The 16,243-nt window shown below is 58.4% G+C and carries 14 protein-coding genes; 7 read left to right on the top strand and 7 right to left on the bottom strand.

Features of this window, described 5'->3' with window-relative positions; translation table 11 throughout:
- Positions 1 to 90: 90 nt before the first annotated feature.
- The 5 genes from JAO32_RS01805 to JAO32_RS01785 all read left to right on the top strand — a co-directional run bounded on the left by JAO32_RS01805 (position 91) and on the right by JAO32_RS01785 (position 6,551).
- On the top strand, positions 91 to 2,967 hold the full coding sequence (locus JAO32_RS01805; RefSeq protein WP_334236898.1) for a protease pro-enzyme activation domain-containing protein: 2,877 nt from the start codon (positions 91 to 93) through the stop codon (positions 2,965 to 2,967).
- 81 nt (positions 2,968 to 3,048) lie between these two features.
- Positions 3,049 to 3,903 (top strand): class I SAM-dependent methyltransferase, encoded by an 855-nt coding sequence (locus tag JAO32_RS01800; RefSeq protein ID WP_334236896.1) that lies wholly within the window; start codon positions 3,049 to 3,051, stop codon positions 3,901 to 3,903.
- 28 nt (positions 3,904 to 3,931) lie between these two features.
- Positions 3,932 to 4,444 carry an SRPBCC family protein gene (locus tag JAO32_RS01795; protein WP_334236895.1) on the top strand — a complete coding sequence of 171 codons (513 nt, stop codon included), beginning with the start codon at positions 3,932 to 3,934 and terminating at the stop codon, positions 4,442 to 4,444.
- A 25-nt stretch (positions 4,445 to 4,469) separates the two neighbouring features.
- Positions 4,470 to 5,393, top strand: coding sequence for an NADP-dependent oxidoreductase (locus JAO32_RS01790; RefSeq protein WP_334236894.1), 924 nt, complete (start codon positions 4,470 to 4,472; stop codon positions 5,391 to 5,393).
- A 36-nt stretch (positions 5,394 to 5,429) separates the two neighbouring features.
- A complete protein-coding gene (locus JAO32_RS01785) occupies positions 5,430 to 6,551 on the top strand; it encodes a glycosyltransferase (RefSeq protein WP_334236892.1) in 1,122 nt (373 codons plus the stop codon).
- Positions 6,552 to 6,561: 10 nt separating this feature from the next.
- Here the strand turns inward: JAO32_RS01785 and JAO32_RS01780 are convergent, their stop codons facing one another.
- The 6 genes from JAO32_RS01780 to JAO32_RS01755 all read right to left on the bottom strand — a co-directional run bounded on the left by JAO32_RS01780 (position 6,562) and on the right by JAO32_RS01755 (position 12,669).
- Entirely contained in the window at positions 6,562 to 7,122 is a 561-nt protein-coding gene (locus tag JAO32_RS01780; protein WP_334236889.1) for a hypothetical protein, read from the bottom strand.
- Positions 7,123 to 7,355: 233 nt separating this feature from the next.
- Entirely contained in the window at positions 7,356 to 8,801 is a 1,446-nt protein-coding gene (dnaA, locus tag JAO32_RS01775) for a chromosomal replication initiator protein DnaA (protein WP_334236888.1), read from the bottom strand.
- A 461-nt stretch (positions 8,802 to 9,262) separates the two neighbouring features.
- Positions 9,263 to 9,715: a Holliday junction resolvase RuvX gene (ruvX, locus tag JAO32_RS01770; protein ID WP_334236886.1), complete on the bottom strand. Its 453-nt coding sequence runs from the start codon at positions 9,713 to 9,715 to the stop codon at positions 9,263 to 9,265.
- A 301-nt stretch (positions 9,716 to 10,016) separates the two neighbouring features.
- The gene (locus tag JAO32_RS01765) at positions 10,017 to 10,862 is read right to left on the bottom strand and encodes a TIGR03435 family protein (protein ID WP_334236884.1); all 846 of its coding nucleotides are present in this window, start codon (positions 10,860 to 10,862) and stop codon (positions 10,017 to 10,019) included.
- A 78-nt stretch (positions 10,863 to 10,940) separates the two neighbouring features.
- Positions 10,941 to 11,804 carry a TIGR03435 family protein gene (locus tag JAO32_RS01760; protein WP_334236881.1) on the bottom strand — a complete coding sequence of 288 codons (864 nt, stop codon included), beginning with the start codon at positions 11,802 to 11,804 and terminating at the stop codon, positions 10,941 to 10,943.
- A gap of 40 nt (positions 11,805 to 11,844) precedes the next feature.
- On the bottom strand, positions 11,845 to 12,669 hold the full coding sequence (locus JAO32_RS01755; RefSeq protein WP_334236879.1) for a TIGR03435 family protein: 825 nt from the start codon (positions 12,667 to 12,669) through the stop codon (positions 11,845 to 11,847).
- 117 nt (positions 12,670 to 12,786) lie between these two features.
- Here JAO32_RS01755 and JAO32_RS01750 point away from each other — a divergent pair, with 117 nt between their 5' ends.
- Positions 12,787 to 14,397, top strand: coding sequence for a DUF5060 domain-containing protein (locus JAO32_RS01750; protein WP_334236877.1), 1,611 nt, complete (start codon positions 12,787 to 12,789; stop codon positions 14,395 to 14,397).
- 361 nt (positions 14,398 to 14,758) lie between these two features.
- On the opposite strand, the gene JAO32_RS01745 is transcribed toward JAO32_RS01750, so the two are convergent.
- Entirely contained in the window at positions 14,759 to 15,382 is a 624-nt protein-coding gene (locus JAO32_RS01745) for a septal ring lytic transglycosylase RlpA family protein (RefSeq protein WP_334236876.1), read from the bottom strand.
- A gap of 484 nt (positions 15,383 to 15,866) precedes the next feature.
- Between JAO32_RS01745 and JAO32_RS01740 the strand changes: the two genes are divergently transcribed.
- A complete protein-coding gene (locus JAO32_RS01740) occupies positions 15,867 to 16,076 on the top strand; it encodes a hypothetical protein (RefSeq protein ID WP_334236874.1) in 210 nt (69 codons plus the stop codon).
- The last annotated feature ends 167 nt before the right edge of the window (positions 16,077 to 16,243 follow it).

Genomic DNA, 16,243 nt, shown 5'->3' with positions numbered 1-16,243 from the left:
ACCTGCGCGACAGAATCCTGATGACCGTGTTTACTGCTGAGTAGAACCACCGTCCAACGGCATGATCGCAGACCCTGCGGTCTTGCCCCCGTGTCTTATGTTGCTCCGACTTCGATCATCGAACCACAGAACCAAGGCCGCTCAATGACGCTTATCTCTGCCCCCAGTCGCCGTTTCCGCAGCGTTATCGCTGCAGCTGCTCTGCTCGCCGCCACGGCATTTCCCGCCCTTGCAGGAAGCCAGGTAGCGCGCCGGTTATATTCGCTGCCCTCGTCGTCGGACCCCAGGGTGTCGCTGCCCGATACGGTCTCCCCGCGCGTCAAGACCGCCTCCGTCCTGGGCCATCTCGGTGGAGAGACACAGCTCACGGGCATGTCGCTGGTGCTGAAGCCCACAGACGCGCAGGCCGCCGCACTGCAACAGCTACTGGCTGACCAGCAGAACCCATCCTCACCGAAGTATCACCAATGGCTCACGCCGCAGACCTTCGGCGAACAGTTCGGCCTATCGGATGCTGATTTGGCCATCGTCAAGGACTGGCTCACATCCAAGGGCTTCACCGTGGACGATGTCGCGCCCAGCCGCAACCGCATCGTCTTCTCCGGCACTGCGTCCGCCGTCGAGAGCGCCTTCAGTACCACCCTGCAGCGCTTCCATCGCTCTAATCAGGACTACTTTGAAAACAGCACCGCCATCACCCTGCCGCAATCCCTGGCGGGCGTAGTCAGCGGCATCACCGGCATCAGCAGTTATCACATCCAGCCCATCCAGAAGTCCCCTCTCGTCACTCCGAAATACACGGCCGGCTCCGGTTCGCACTATCTGGTGCCGTGGGACTTCCGGCAGATTTTCGGCATGAACACCCTGATATCCCAGGGATATGACGGCACCGGAATCAAGATTGGCGTAATTGGCCAATCCACCGTTACCTCGGCCCAGCTTACGTATTTCCAGCAACTCACCGGGCAAACACAGAAACTCCCCACCATGGTGCTGGTACCAAACACCGGTACCGCAGGCCAGTTGTCTGCCACCGATGAGCAGGAAAGCGAATTGGATCTCGAGTACGCCAGCGGCTCTGCTCCCGGAGCGCAGGTGCTCTTTATCTACACAGGCATCGGTACAAACGCTAATCCGAACAACGGTGTCTTTGACGCCATGATTTACGCCATCAATCAGAATCTGGCTCCCATTCTCACGTTGAGCTATGGCGCTTGCGAGAGTGACGCCACCTCATACGCAAACACGGTGCTGGAGCCTGTTCTGGCGCAGGCAAGCAGTCAAGGCCAGACCATTCTCGTTTCCTCGGGCGACTGGGGAGCCACGGCCTGCGAAACACCTGACAACAATGGCAACGTTACGGTCGCACAGGGTGGCTTGTCCGTCTCCTATCCGGCATCATCGCCCAATGTAACGGCGGTCGGAGGCACCACGCTAACCGGCACCACCTCTACCTATTGGAGTTCCTCGAACAACAGCTACGGTGGTTCCGCGGTTGGGTACATTCCGGAAACTGCATGGAATGATTCCACTGCGAGCGCGCTTTCTGCCAGCGGCGGCGGTGCCAGCGCACTCTTTGGCAAACCTTCCTGGCAAACCGGAACAGGGGTTCTCGCGGATGGCCATCGTGACCTTCCTGACGTAGCCTTTCCCTCTTCCCCGCAGACCAACGGATATCTCGTCTGCGTCGTCGGAACGTATCAATGCACAAATGGCACCACCTTCGGAGGCTCTTCCGGCACATACGTCTTCGGAGGCACATCGGCTGCTGCGCCAAACTTTGCGGCGATGCTCGCCATCGTGGAACAAGCCAACGGCGGCACAGCGCTGGGTAACATCAACTCCAGGCTCTACACATTTGCTGCGGGCAGCAGCGCCAGCAGCATCTTCCACGACATCACCTCGGGTAACAACATCGTCACCTGCAAAGGCGGCACCACCGGCTGCTCGTCCACGAATGCGGCCACCAATGGCACCATGGGGTACAGCGCCGGTACTGGCTTCGACATGGTCACTGGCCTCGGCTCAATCGACGCCACCGGCCTGAGCGCGGGAATCAAGTCCTCCACCAGCACTGGCGGAAAACTGACGCCAAACGTAAGCCTGAGCGCTAGCAATACCACGCCCGCCGGTGGCACCACGGATCTGCTGACTGTAGCCGTCAGCGGCACCGGTTCCACACCCACTGGTACCGCAGCTCTCTCCATTGACGGCACCACGGTCACAACTCTCACGCTCGCTTCCGGTGGTGGAACTTACACATACACCGTCCCCGCTTGCACAAGCACAACGACCACCACCTGCACGCATACTGTGATCGCTTCGTATTCCGGTGATTCGGCATACAACGCCGGTACGGCTACCATCACTCTGACCGTCGCCAGCACGGCTACGTTGACCAGCATTGCCCTCACTCCGGCGACACCCACGCTTACCGTTACCAGCGGCAGCACAGGCACAGACGCCATCACCATCGCCAGCACGGGCTTTGCTGGAACGGTTTCCTTCAAGGCCAGCACCACAGCCAATCTGACCATCGGTTGCTACAACCTGCCGTCGGTCACGGTCGCATCGGGCGCATCCGTCCAGTCCACCCTTACGGTGTACACGTCCACGGCAAACTGCACCTCCGCAAGCGCAACATCGCTCAATACAAAGCTTGCGTCCTCGCAGCCAACACACAATCCTTGGCAACGCGGTGGTATGGCTGTCTTTGCCGCTGGCCTTATGGGAGCATTCTTCCTGCGGAAACGCATTCGTCCGGCAGCACTGCTTCTCGTACTGCTCTCCGCAGGCGTCTTTAGCCTCTCTGGTTGTGGCGGCAGTAGTTCCAGCAGCAGCACCTCCACAAGCGGCACCACCACGGCGGCGGGTAGCTATCCCCTTACCATCACCGCCACCGGCGTTCCCTCCAGCGGAGCTGCCAGCATCACGGCAACCACCACGGTCACTCTCGTAGTCCAGTAACAAGACGCAACAGAAGACCCCAGGCCCTGTTCCATACAGGGTCTGGGGTATGTTGTGTCTCGGCTGTGTTGCAATGGAGTTATGCGTGAAGGTACCCCCTCGCGCACGGCATGGCGTGTGGCGCTGCGTCGTGCCGCACACCAGATCTTCGATCAACCCATCGTGTTTGACGACCCGCTGGCACTCCGTATCCTCGGCCTGACCACCAGCAACCACGACGCAGAGGGCCTCCGCGCGCCCAACCGTCCCCACTCCATCAGCCTGCGAGCCTTTCTGGTAGCGCGCAGCCGTTTCGCGGAAGACACCCTAACCGCCGCTGTCTATGAAGGCGCACGGCAATACGTCCTGCTCGGCGCGGGCCTTGACACCTTTGGCTATCGCAACCCCTTTCCTCAGGTGCAGGTCTTCGAAGTCGACCACCCTGACACGCAGGCGTGGAAGCTCTGCCTGCTGGAAGACCACGACATCAGCACACCCCAGCAGACGCACCATGTCGCCGTCGACTTCCACCATGACGACCTGGCTGAACGTCTTCGCAGCACCGGCTTTGACCCATCGCAACCCGCAGTCTTCGCATGGCTCGGCGTTGTGCCCTATCTCACCGACGAAGGCTTCACCGCCACCCTGAACTTTCTTTCAAGCTGTGCCCCCGGTTCCGTCCTCGTCTTCGACTACGGCATGCCCCGGCACGCCCTGCCGCCGCTGGAACGTCTCGCGCTTGACTCCATGTCCGCACGCGTCGCCGCCGCCGGCGAACCCTTCCGCCTCTTCTTCATGCCCGACGAGATCCACCACCGCCTGCATCAATCCGGCTGGCAAGTCCTGCACGACCTCGATCGCAACGCCATCAACACGCGTTACTTCACCGGCAGCAACCTGCACGTGCTGGGCAGCGGAGGCCATCTTCTCGCGGCAAGGCTGCAACCGCGACAGTAAGACCTACACCTGCATCCCATAGAGTGCAATGCGAAATTGGACCGAAGACAACGGCATCTTCACCCTGCGGATGACAGAGACCATCCCCGCTCCCATCGACCGCTGTTTTCGGCTCACCTGTTCCATTGCGCTTGTGCAGGAAGAGTTAGGCATGAAGCCCGTGCACGGACGCACCAGCGGCCTGGTGCAGCCCGGCGACACAGTCCGATGGGAGGGCTGGCAGCTTGGCATGCGCCACTTCCACGTCTCTCGCATCAGCGGCTACGTCCACCCCACGTTTCTGCAGGACAGCATGCTCGGTGGCCGCTTCCGCACCTTCCAGCACGACCATCATCTGAAAGAACTGCCCAACGGAGTCACTGAACTCCACGACGAACTGCACTTCAGCCTGCCGTATGGGCAGGCGGGAAGACTCGTCGCCCGATACATCATGGTTCCTCACATCCTCCGCCTCATGCGCAGTCGCTTCCATCGCATCCGCCGCATTGCCACAACCGAGGCATGGAAAAACTATCTCGCCGAAGATGGCAATAGCATCTGACCTAAGCAAAGGACGGAACCCAGCCATGAACGCAGTGCGCCTCTACGAGTACGGTCCGGCAAAGAACCTGCACTATGAAACCGACGTCCCCGACCCGCAGATGGCGGACGACGAGGTACTCATCGCCACTGCCGCCACCAGCATCAATCCCGTCGACTGGAAGATGCGTTCTGGCGCAGCAGCAGCGCGCTTTCCGCTCACCTTCCCGGCCATCCTCGGCCGCGACGTCAGCGGCGTGGTGCGAGCCATCGGGAAAGACGTGCAAGGCATCAACGTCGGCGACCGCGTCATGGCCTTCAGCCCCAACTCCGGCACGTACGCCTCTCTCGTCGCCATCAAGGCCGTTAACGTCACCCACATACCGGACGGCCTCGATCCCATCGAAGCCGCAGCCTTGCCCCTCGTCGTCCTCACCGGCGATCAGCTCGTCCGCGAAGCCTGTGCCTTGCAGCCCGACCAATCTGTGCTGGTGACAGGCGCACTCGGCAGCGTGGGCCGCGCCGCCGTACATAGCGCCCTCACGCTCGGCGCCAAGGTCATCGCTGGCGTCCGCGCATCGCAGGTAGAGGAAGCAAAGGAACTCGGCACAAACGGCATCCTCGCCATGGACGACGAAGCCGCCATCAAGAACATGGGCACCGTCGATGCCATCGCCGACACCACCGGAGCCCACGCAACCACACCGCTGCTCATCCACGTCCGCGAAGGAGGCGTCTGCGGCACCGTGGTCACGCCTCCGCCAGATGTGTCGCTGCATCCCGGCGTCCGCCTCGCTCGCATCATGGCGCACCCTGACCCCAAGCGTGTCCTCGCCTACGCGGAAGACTACCGCGACGGCAAATTCAAACTTCCCATCGTCCGTCGCTACGCGTTGCATGAAGCAGCCGAGGCACAAACCTTTGCTGAAAAGGGCGGCGCTGGCGGCAAGATTCTATTGCTCGCGCTGTAGTCGCACGTTGGGTGAAAACGGCGCACAATCAACTGTGTGCTGGTGCTTGCCTCCATCGTCGTCGCTGCCTGGGTCTATCTTGCTGTGGCGCATGGACGTTTTTGGCAGTCTGGGCCAGAGCTTCCGCATCATGTGACCCCATTGCGTATGGCGCGCGTTGCGGTAGTCATTCCCGCGCGCGACGAGGCAGAGCACATCGAACACACACTCTGCGCGTTGCTGCAGCAGGACTACCGATGGCCTTTCCGCGTAATCCTGGTCGATGACAACAGCACCGATGGCACCGGCGACATTGCTCGCGACCTTGCCGCAGAAGACCCGCGCCTCACCGTAGTCCAGGGCCAGCCTCTGCCCGCAGGCTGGACAGGCAAAATGTGGGCCGTATCGCAGGGCCTGGAATATGCCCCTGAAGCGGACTACGTGCTGCTGACAGATGCAGACATCGTGCACGCATCAAGCCATGTGGCGCAGTTGGTAGCCGCGGCGCAGGCAGGTAATTACGACCTTGTCTCAGAGATGGTGCGCCTCCGCTGCAAGACGCTGCCAGAACGTTTCGCCATTCCCGCATTCGTCTTCTTCTTTGCCATGCTCTATCCCTTTGCGCGTGTGGCAGACAAACGCAGCAAAGTAGCTGCAGCCGCCGGCGGCACCATGCTCCTATCGCAGGCCGCGCTGCAAAGGATCGATGGCGTCTCGCGCATCCGCGCAGAGCTCATTGACGACTGTGCACTGGCGCGCGAAGTGAAACGTGGCGGCTACGCAACATGGCTCGGCCACGCCACGCGCGCCACAAGCCTGCGCAAGTACCCACACTTCGCAGACATATGGCAGATGATCGCGCGCACAGCCTATGTGCAGTTGCAGTATTCGCCTCTGCTGCTGCTCGGAACAGTCGCAGGCATGCTGCTGCTTTACGCCGTACCCCTCGCACTCGCGTTGCATACACGCGGCATAACCATGTGGTGTGGCGCGGCAACATGGGTACTCATGGCTGCGCTTTTCCAGCCCATCCTGCGGCGCTATCAGCAGCCGCCTTTGTGGGGCATGGCGTTGCCACTCATCGCCATGTTCTACATGGCGGCAACCATAGGCTCCGCCATCCGCTTCTATCGCGGCAAAGGCGGCCAATGGAAGAACCGCACCTACCCCGCCACCTAGCAGGATTGCTTCAGACTGCTGTGGTCTTAAGGTAGGCTGACGGCGGCAGGTTATCTGGCTCACGCCATTTGGTCAGAAGCTGCGGTAGAACCCACGCAGTCAATCCGCCGCAAAGCAGTACGGATGCCCACGTTCCCGGCGGCATGTGAAGAATGCCATGAAGCTGCAGGTATCTGAGAAGCAGGCAAAGGCACACAAACAGTGGCGCGGCCCATAGCAGAATCTTTCGAGCCTCATGCTTTGCCCGCAAATAAATGTCTGCACGCGCCTGTATGTCTTCTTCGTTTCTGAGAGTCAGGATGTAGACCCCAACCTGGTAACGACTCATGACATCGTTTTGCTGCTCTTCGCTTAGTTCCAGAAAAGTCTTGCCGTAGTGCAGAAACGCGCGATCGTCCAGCGAAGTGACGTACACTTTCCGCTCTCCCGGCGTGCGCTTTGACAGCAGTGCTCCCGACGTCGCAAGAACATAACCGAGTATCAGCGTCGGCTGAATCGCGCCCCACTTCCAGTCGCCACACACAAAAGGAGCAGCGATCCAGGCAACACACACCACAGCAAACCAAAGCACATCCCAGCGATTTTGCCGTTGTGTCCTCGCACGGAAAGAATTTCGGAAAATGCGACTCGTCGCCATCTCAAGAACTCTCTAATCTCGCTGAGTCAGACTATTCATCCTTTCTGTGAACTTCAGCAAGCGAAATCTTGGTACAAAGCAAAAGCCCGGCGCGAGGCCGGGCTTCTTTAGCGTTATCACTTAGCAAGAACCACGTCGCGAAAGCGACGTCGAAACGGCATGAGTAGTTAAGCCAAAGTTTCCATCAGCTTGTTGATGGTGGAACTCAGCGCCTTGTCCGTTCTGCGCTGCTCATCAATCTTCGCAATCGAGTGCATCACCGTCGTGTGGTGCTTACCACCAAACTGGCGTCCGATCTCAGGCAGTGAAGCTTCCGTCATCTGCTTCGCCAGGTACATTGCAATCTGCCGCGGCACCACAATCTGGCGCGAGTTGTTCTTCTGCTTCAACTCGCTGATCTTCATGCCAAACTGTTCCGCCGTGGCCTTCTGAATGGCTTCAATCGTGATCTTGCGTGTCTGCGTATCAATGAACTGCTTCAGGCACTGCTGCGCCGTCGCCAGCGTAATCTCCACGCCATGCAGTGACGACCACGCAATCAAACGAATCAGCGCACCCTCAAGCTCACGTACGTTCGTGCGCACATTGCTTGCAACAAACATCGCAACATCGGTGGGCAGCGTAACGCGTTCGCTCTCTGCCTTCTTCTGCAGAATCGCCACCTTCGTCTCCAGATCCGGCGGCTGAATGTCGACGATCAATCCCCACTCAAAACGCGAACGCAGACGATCATCCAACTCCGCCAATTCCTTCGGCGGACGATCACTCGTGATCACAATCTGCTTCATGCTCTCGTGCAGCGCATTAAACGTATGGAAGAACTCTTCCTGCGTACGTTCCTTGCCGCTGATGAACTGAATATCGTCGATCAGCAAGACATCCACCGTGCGATAACGATCGCGGAAGCCCGTCATCTTGTCATAACGCACGCTGTTGATCATCTCGTTGGTGAACTTCTCACCCGAGACATACATAATGCTGGCGTGCGGATTGCGGCGCTTCACCTCATGCCCAATGGCATGCATCAGGTGCGTCTTGCCCATACCCACGCCGCCATACAGGAACAGCGGGTTGTAGGCCTTTGACGGACGCTCTGCAACGGCCTGTGCGGCAGCATGGGCAAACTGGTTGCCGCTGCCAATCACGAAGTTCTCAAACAGGTAGCGCTGGTTCAGTTGCGCTGCTGTATTCCAGTCAAAGCGAGCCTGCTCTGCACTGGGAGCCTGCGGAGAGGCACCACGTCCCGGCGCCAGCGACGACGCATTCTGCGGCGCATTCGGCGAGTGCGAAGGCAGCGGCGCAAAGCCGCCATCCTCACGCGTCTTCGGAGTCGTGGGGTCGTCCTCTACGGTCACAAAGCGGACGTCGTCCACTTCCAGCGTCAGGTTCTCAATCGCTTCCTGGATTAAGTCCGCATAGCGGTCGCCAATGTGCTGAAACTGTTGCGATGGGATGCGAACGTAAAGCGTACGGCCGTTTGCATGCGAGAAGCGCGTGGGCTTCAACCATGTATGAAACGACTGCCGATTCACCTTCATCTCAAGCGCGCCTAGGATACGTGTCCAGGCGTTCTGCGGAGTGGTTACGGGCGATGCCGTGGGTCCAAATGACATCCGGTTCTTTCCTTGCCTTGCCGGACCAGCGTCCGGCGCGTTCACTGTCAAACCTTGGCTGCATCGCCTTGGGGGAAGTGCAGCCGCGAGCGAAATTTTGAAACAACAACATCATCTCCGCTCTGCACTGCCGGCGGATGCGCATGTCTGTCTCTGTTGTGAAAACCGTCGATAGAGCCTTGACAACTATCGATCAGTGATGTGATGCAAATTCAAATCAAGCTGGGCACGAAGCCGTCTCTGCTTGAGGAACGAACCTGATGGTAGCACGATGAGAACCTCTCTCTGGAAGCCCCATGACGCAAAAATTTCACGAAAAATACACTTGCACCAAAGCTGGTGAAAGGTGCCAGAACGGTAAGAAATACGTACATCAAAAGGTACGATTTCCCTTGCCACAGATTGCGTCAGGGTGTACCTCTGCGCACCTGTAACAACATGCAATCGCTGCTGCAAAAGTGTTATGGCGCATCGCTCTGTGCGATGTTCGTTCCATCTTGCGCGTCCATCCAATCCTGCAATATCACCATGGCTGCCACACGATCCAGCAAACCCTTGCGCTCCGCCCCGCGAGGATAGCCACGCGCATCCAGCCACGCATCTGCTTCTGCGGAACTTAGTCGCTCATCCTGCAGATGAACAGGCATGGCAAAGTGTTCCTGCAACACAGCCGCATACGCTTCACACTTCAACGTCTGCGCACTCGCAGTGCCATCCATGTTGCGCGGATGCCCCACCACCATCGCAGTAACGTTGTGTTTGCGCACCAGCCGAGCAATGTTGCGCAACTCTTCCTTCTGCGTCGAGCGCCCCATCGTAATCAAAGGCTGCGCCATCCCCAGCGCATCGGTTACAGCAATGCCAACACGCCGCTCCCCCACATCAAACCCAAGAATGCGCGCCACATCGCTCATACATTCAGCATAGAAGGGTTCATCGCGTTTGAACGAAGACCTCGGCGCGAAAGCCCGTCATTCTGAGCGCAGCGAAGAATCCCAACACGCTTCACGCATCAATACCGCCAAAGGCCTTCAGCCAAAGAACCAAACCCGCTTCGCAAAGCGAAGCTCACACGAACAAAGTTCGCCCAAGGCAAAGCTTCATACGGCGAAGCATCGCAGCGAAGCTCATACGGCCAATGGCCGTCATCCTGAGCGAAGTGGAAGGACCTGCATTCCTCTCGCGTCGCTCCAACACAAAAGGAAATCAAAGAAATCAATTCGCCTCAGGCTGCTCAATCTTATCCACCACCACAGTAGGCACAGGCGTCTTATCTGCGGTCAACTTCAACCCAAGCTGCTCCTTCAAAGCTTCAAAGATGGCCGGCGGAGCATCTCCCGCACCGTTATCTGTCACTGCATTGGCACGGTCCTCCGGCGTCCACTTCATTTCCATGTCGTACTTGCCGGTGAGTCCGGTGTTATCGATGACGGTGCGCTCCACCTGGTAAGAGATGCTATCGGCCAGTGACTGCATCGACATCTCTTTCGCAGAGAGCGTGCCCGGCCCCATGCGCCATCCGCCATGCGGCTTCGGCTTTTCATCTTCCGGTGTCGGCGGAGGCGCAGCGCTCTCCTTGAACTTTGGGCCACCGGGCAGAACGGTCATCAGGAACACTGGCTGCACCTTGCTTTCCTGGTGCGCCACCAGTCCAAAGCGTTCTTTCAGAATGCCGCCAATCATTGCCGTCTTCTGCTCTCGTGACAGCTTTGCAATCGCCTTCCTGTCCGGATCGCTTATCTTGGCATCGATGTCCCAACGGGAGGACTCCGCCCACGACGGCAGCCCGAAGATCAGCCAGTCCTTCACGTCATACACATTGCTGATCAGCCCCTTAAGCGACAGGTTTTTCGTGTGATATTCCGTATCGCCCCATTGGATACTCATCATGTTCTCGCCAGGCTTATGCGGTTTTACTGAGATCACATCAAACTGTGGCGTCTCACCCGTGTACCCGCCACTGCCGGACTGCAGCGGTGGCAGCGGCATCTGGGCAACACACATCACAGAGCCCATGCCACAAACAGCAAGGGCCAGTACAAACAGGCGAGAACGATTCAAAGAGCGCATGGTTGTTGGTAGGACGTGAACAACGTCACGATGGTATCCGCACAACGCGCCTTATAGGAATGCAGAAACTCAATTCGCATCCGGCATCTGCACATGGTCAATCACAATGGTCGGCACTTCAGCCTTCGTCGGCGTCAGTTTCAAACCAAGCTGCTCTTTCACAGCTTCGAAGATCGGCGGAGGAGCTTCCTGCCCCGATCCGTTATCGCCGCCATTGTTCAGCATCTCAGGCGTCCACGTCAGTTCAATGTCGTAGCCGTTCTCGCTGTGCATACCCGTCTTGTCCACCACCGTACGCTCCACGCGATATGACAGGTTTTCTGCAAACGACCGCAAGGGAGCATGATGCATCACCATGTGGCTGTCAGACGAACTGGAACTTGCACCCGGATTCTTACCCGGTGTTCCATCTTCGTTCTTCGGTGGTGGCGGGCTTTCCTTAAACTTCACGCCCTCCGGTACTGCCGTCATCTCAAACACCGGCTGCACCTTGCTGTCCATGTGCAGTTGCAAACCGAAGCGTTCTTTCAGCAGCGCCTTCACCATGTCATTGCGCTGCTCGCGCGAAAGGTTCTTCATCACCGCCGGATCAGGTTCGCTGACCTTCGCAACAATGTCCCACTTCTGCGACTCCGCCCACGGCGGCAGCCCAAAGATCAACCAAGCCTTCACGTTGTAGTTGCCCGCAATCATCTCCTCCAACGAGATGTTGGTCGCCTGCAGGCTCGTAGGGCTGCGGCTCACATTCGTGTTGGTGTCGCCCGGCTTATGCGGCTTCACCGTCACCACATCAAACACCGGCAAAGGCCCCGTGTACGGCGTCTGGGCCAGACACATCGCAGAGCCCACGCCGATGAGGGCAAAGGCCAGTACAAACAGGCGACAACGATTCAGTGTGAGCATGGTGGTCCGTGGAGGCGCGAACGCCGTCACGATGGTATCCGCATCAAGCGCAGTATCGGAATGCAGAAACTTAATTCGCCTCCGGCATTTGCATGTGGTCCACCACCACCGTAGGTACCTCGGCCTTGCCGGGAGTCATCTTCAAACCAAGCTGCTCACGCACAGCTTCAAAAAATGGTGGAGGAGCATCGGTTCCGCTGCCGTTGTCATTGCCTTTGTCTCGTTGTTCCGGCGTCCAGTGCAAATCAACAATGTAGCCATAGTCGGCCTTCAGCCCCGTCCGATCCACAATGTTGCGCTCCACCTGGTATGACAGCGCATCCGCCAGCTCCAGCATGCTCATGCCCTTGCCCACAATGGAGCCATCATCAATCGTCGTTTGGCTACTCTGTCTCGGTTTTTCTCCATTCTCGGAAACGGTTGGCGCAGGCACTTCTTTCACCTTCGCGCCATCCGGTGCCACCCGCATCTCAAACACGGGCTGCACTTTCGTTTCCTGGTGTGCCACCAATCCCACATGATCTCTCAGCAGCGCAAGCACCATGCCACGGCGTTCTTCGCGCGTCAGGTTGCGTAGCTGTTTCATGTCCGGGTCGCTGACCTTGGCTTCAATGTCCCATCGCTGGTCATTGGCCCATGCAGGCAAACCGAATATCAGCCACTGCTTCACGTTGTAGGCTCGGCTGATCAGCATCTTGAAACTGACATTCTGTCCTGAGTAGGTCGACGGCGTATATCGTTCGCTCACGTTATCGTCGCCCGGCTTATGCGGCTTAATGCTCACAATGTCCCACACCGCCGCGGCCTGCGGCTCCTGCGCGTGCGCCACAAACGGCACACCGGCAAGAACAAGGAACGCTGCCAGCAGCAGCGTGCGATACGAACGAAAGCGCATAGTGAAACTCCTGAAAGATTCGAGAACAGGAACACTCACCGCGAAAGAAAATCTTCCGCAGAGCGTGGGTTCTGGTTCATACGCACAAAGTCGCTTCTTCGTTCCTCAGTTTTTGTCATGCAAACCAGATACGCTATTGCCGTGCCAAACCTCACTCGTCGCGATGCCTTGAAGTTCAGCGGAGCTGCCGCTGCCCTGTTGCCCACCACGCTCACCGCCCAACAGCCCAAAGCCCGGCCGCAGCACGCACCCATACCGCAGTGGGAAATCTTCGAACTCACATTGCAAGGCCCTGCCAACGGCAATCCCTTCGTCGACGTCGATCTCTCCGCCGACTTCCATCTCGGCCATCGCATCCTCCGCGTTCCCAGTTTCTACGACGGTGAAGGCACATACAAAGTTCGCTTCATGCCCGACACGCAAGGCGAATGGACTTACGCCACCGTCAGCAACAACGCATCGCTCGCAGGCAAGACCGGCAGCTTCACCGTGACGAAGCCATTGCCAAACGCCCACGGCCCCGTCATCGTTCACAACCAGCAGCATTTCTCTTATGCAGACGGCACACCGTACTTCCCCTTCGGCACCACAAGCTACGCCTGGATCCATCAAAGCGAAGCACTGCAACAACAAACGCTAGCGACGTTGAAGTCCGCACCCTTCAACAAAATCCGTATGTGCATCTTCCCCAAGCACTACGAGTACAACCACAACGAGCCACCGTTCTATCCCTTCCCGCGCAACGGCAACACCAACGAATACACGCGCTTCGATCCACACTTCTTCGCGCATCTTGAACAGCGCATCCTCGATCTGCAAAAGCTCAACATCGAAGCGGACCTCATCCTCTTCCATCCCTACGACCGCTGGGGCTATCAGTCCATGTCGCCAGAGACTGACGCGTTCTATCTGCGTTATGTCGTCGCACGCCTCGGTGCTTATCGCAATGTTTGGTGGTCACTCGCCAACGAGTGGGACCTGATGAAGCACAAAACACTCGCTGACTTCGATCGCCTCTTCCACGTCCTCGAAGCCGCAGACGCGCATCACCACCTGCGCAGCATCCATTACTCCATCACGCAGTATGACTACGCGCATCCGTGGGTAACACACGCCAGCCTGCAGACCGACGAGTTCGACAAAGCACCGCAGTGGCTCGCCGCATGGAAGAAGCCCGTTCTCTTCGACGAATGCAAGTACGAGGGCAATCTCAACAAGCGCTGGGGCAACATCAGCGCCGCAGAAATGGTGCGCCGCTTCTGGCTCGGTGTCATCAACGGCTGCTACGTCACGCACGGCGAAACTTACCTGCCTGACACAGAAGAAGCCTTCAACGAAGACACCACACCCACACTATGGTGGTCGCACGGCGGCACGCTGCACGGTGAAAGCTCCGCAGCCATCGCACAACTGCGCAAACTCGTAGAAGACTCTGCGCTCACACCCAACGCACGCATGGGCTTCTTCGCACAGGACAAGCCGTACTATCTCAACGCAACGGTCTACGGTGGCGCAGACGGCAAGCAGGCGCAAACCATTCTCTACTTCATGGATGAACATCAACCCGTCTGGTACGAGTTTCCGTTACCCGAAGGAACCTTCACCGCAGAACGGATCGACCCACTCACAACCACCGCAACACCAGTCCCCGGCACGCACACAGGAAAGTCAAAAATCCGCATGAAGGTAAAGCCCTATCAGGCCATCCTCTTCCGCCCGTCATCCTGAGCAAAGCGAAGGAACCCGACGAACTTCATCCTGCCAAGACGGCTCGAAGCTTTAAGCCAAAGAACCCAGCCAGCTTTGCGTAAGCGAAGCTCATACGGTCGAAGACTGTCACTCAGCAAAACTCCAACGAATGAAAACCATCCACCAGCGAAGCTCCAACGCGCAAAGCGCGTCATCCTGAACGAAGCGAAGCGGAGCTGAAAGACCCGCATGCTTCTCCCTTACGAGAATGCGGGTGCCCCACGTCTCGCTTTTGAGACGTGGGCTTGAAGAAGAATCAACGACCCCAACGTTCACAAACAGCACAAAGGGCCCGCGCAGCGCGGACCCTTTCATGAAATTAGTTCTCTTTGAGAAACGGTTAGGAAGCTTTCTTAACAATCTCCAGCTTCACCTTCGCCAATCCCTGCTCAATAATGCCCAGCTCTTTCGCTGCGGCAGAAGACAGGTCAATCACGCGATCCGGAGCCAGTGTGCCACGATCGTTAATCTTCACGATTACCGACTTCATGTTTTCCATGTCGGTCACGCGGACAATCGTGCCCAGCGGCAGCGTCTTGTGTGCGGCGGTCAGTTTGGTTTCGTCAAAGGTTTCGCCGCTGGCGGTGGTGCGTCCATTCCAGACATCTCCATACCAGGAGGCCAATCCGCGGAAGGTAGTCGCGCGGAAATTCAGAAGCGGATGACGCTTCTTCGTCAGTTCCACCGGCGGAGCGGCGGGAGGAGCAGGCGCGGGGGCCAAAGGCTCAACACGGGTGCGAGCTTCCACCTGATGCTCCACCACGGTAACCGTGGCGTACGCGGCAGAAACGGCAGCGCCGGTGGCCAGAGCCAGTCCCAGGGCAAGGGAGTGCCGCTTGCGGGCCAACCGCAGTACAGCGCGGCTGCGGAACAGGGTGCGAGAGAGTGACAGAAATCCGCGAGTAACTTTCGCGGGGTGAACCGGGAGAATGTTTTCCGAACCGATTTCGGTTGCGTGGATCAATGAACTGCCTGCTAGGCCAGGAGCAATGGGGCGGAGAAAAATCAACGAGCGCGCGCGTGTTTCTGCTTGTGCTGGTCACAGGGTAGGTTTACCGGCTTCCTGCTGTCGCAAATTGCGACAGTCAAAAACGCACGACAATGTCCCTGAGCTCCGCTGTCTTCCTGTCTTCTTTCTTTGGGATTTGGCGATCTTTCCGTCGCCTTGGCGCAACCCGAAGGTTGCTGCGCGACTGGTGCGGCACTGTGTGCCTGCGCCTCGCGCGGATTGGGCAGCAGGTGGACTGGTAAGCCCGAAACCTGTCAGCACTGTGGTTTTGGGGATCGGCAGAACCCTCAAACCTGTGTCAGCCTACCAACTTCGGCCGCAAAATACCAGTGTTTTGGCGCATTCTTTCATGTTCCACACGTAGAATCAGTTACTTACAGATAGCCCAAAGCACACAAAAGGTTGCATCGGGTATCCTCAGAAACTGAGGAACCGACCCATGGAACTGCCCATCCCCGGCGCTGCCCGCCGTACTGAAGACATCGCGCTCGACCTGCTGAAGTTCATCGCTTCCACCACCAACGTGGTCAAGTCCACCGGCGGCGGCACACCCGGATTCGCCGGCACCTCCACTCCCAAGTCTGACGATCAGGTCACCGCTCTGCTTGAGCTCTACAACCGTTGCCGCCAGGCCGTCGAAGCGAAGTAACACCATGAGCCATACCGCTCATTCCGGCGCCACGGCCATAGCAGTCATCGGCGCCGCGCCTTCGGTCGCAACCATCTCCGCGTCTATCGCGCGCTGGAACAGGCCGGTGCAGGCATCCGCCTCGCCGCCTGCGCTGACCCCAGCGAATCCGCGCGTGCGGCCGTCGC

It is taken from the genome of Terriglobus sp. ADX1, from assembly GCF_036877645.1.
Classification (GTDB): domain Bacteria; phylum Acidobacteriota; class Terriglobia; order Terriglobales; family Acidobacteriaceae; genus Terriglobus.
Note: the sequence above shows the minus strand (reverse complement) of the source record. Positions and strands in the feature narration are given on the sequence as shown.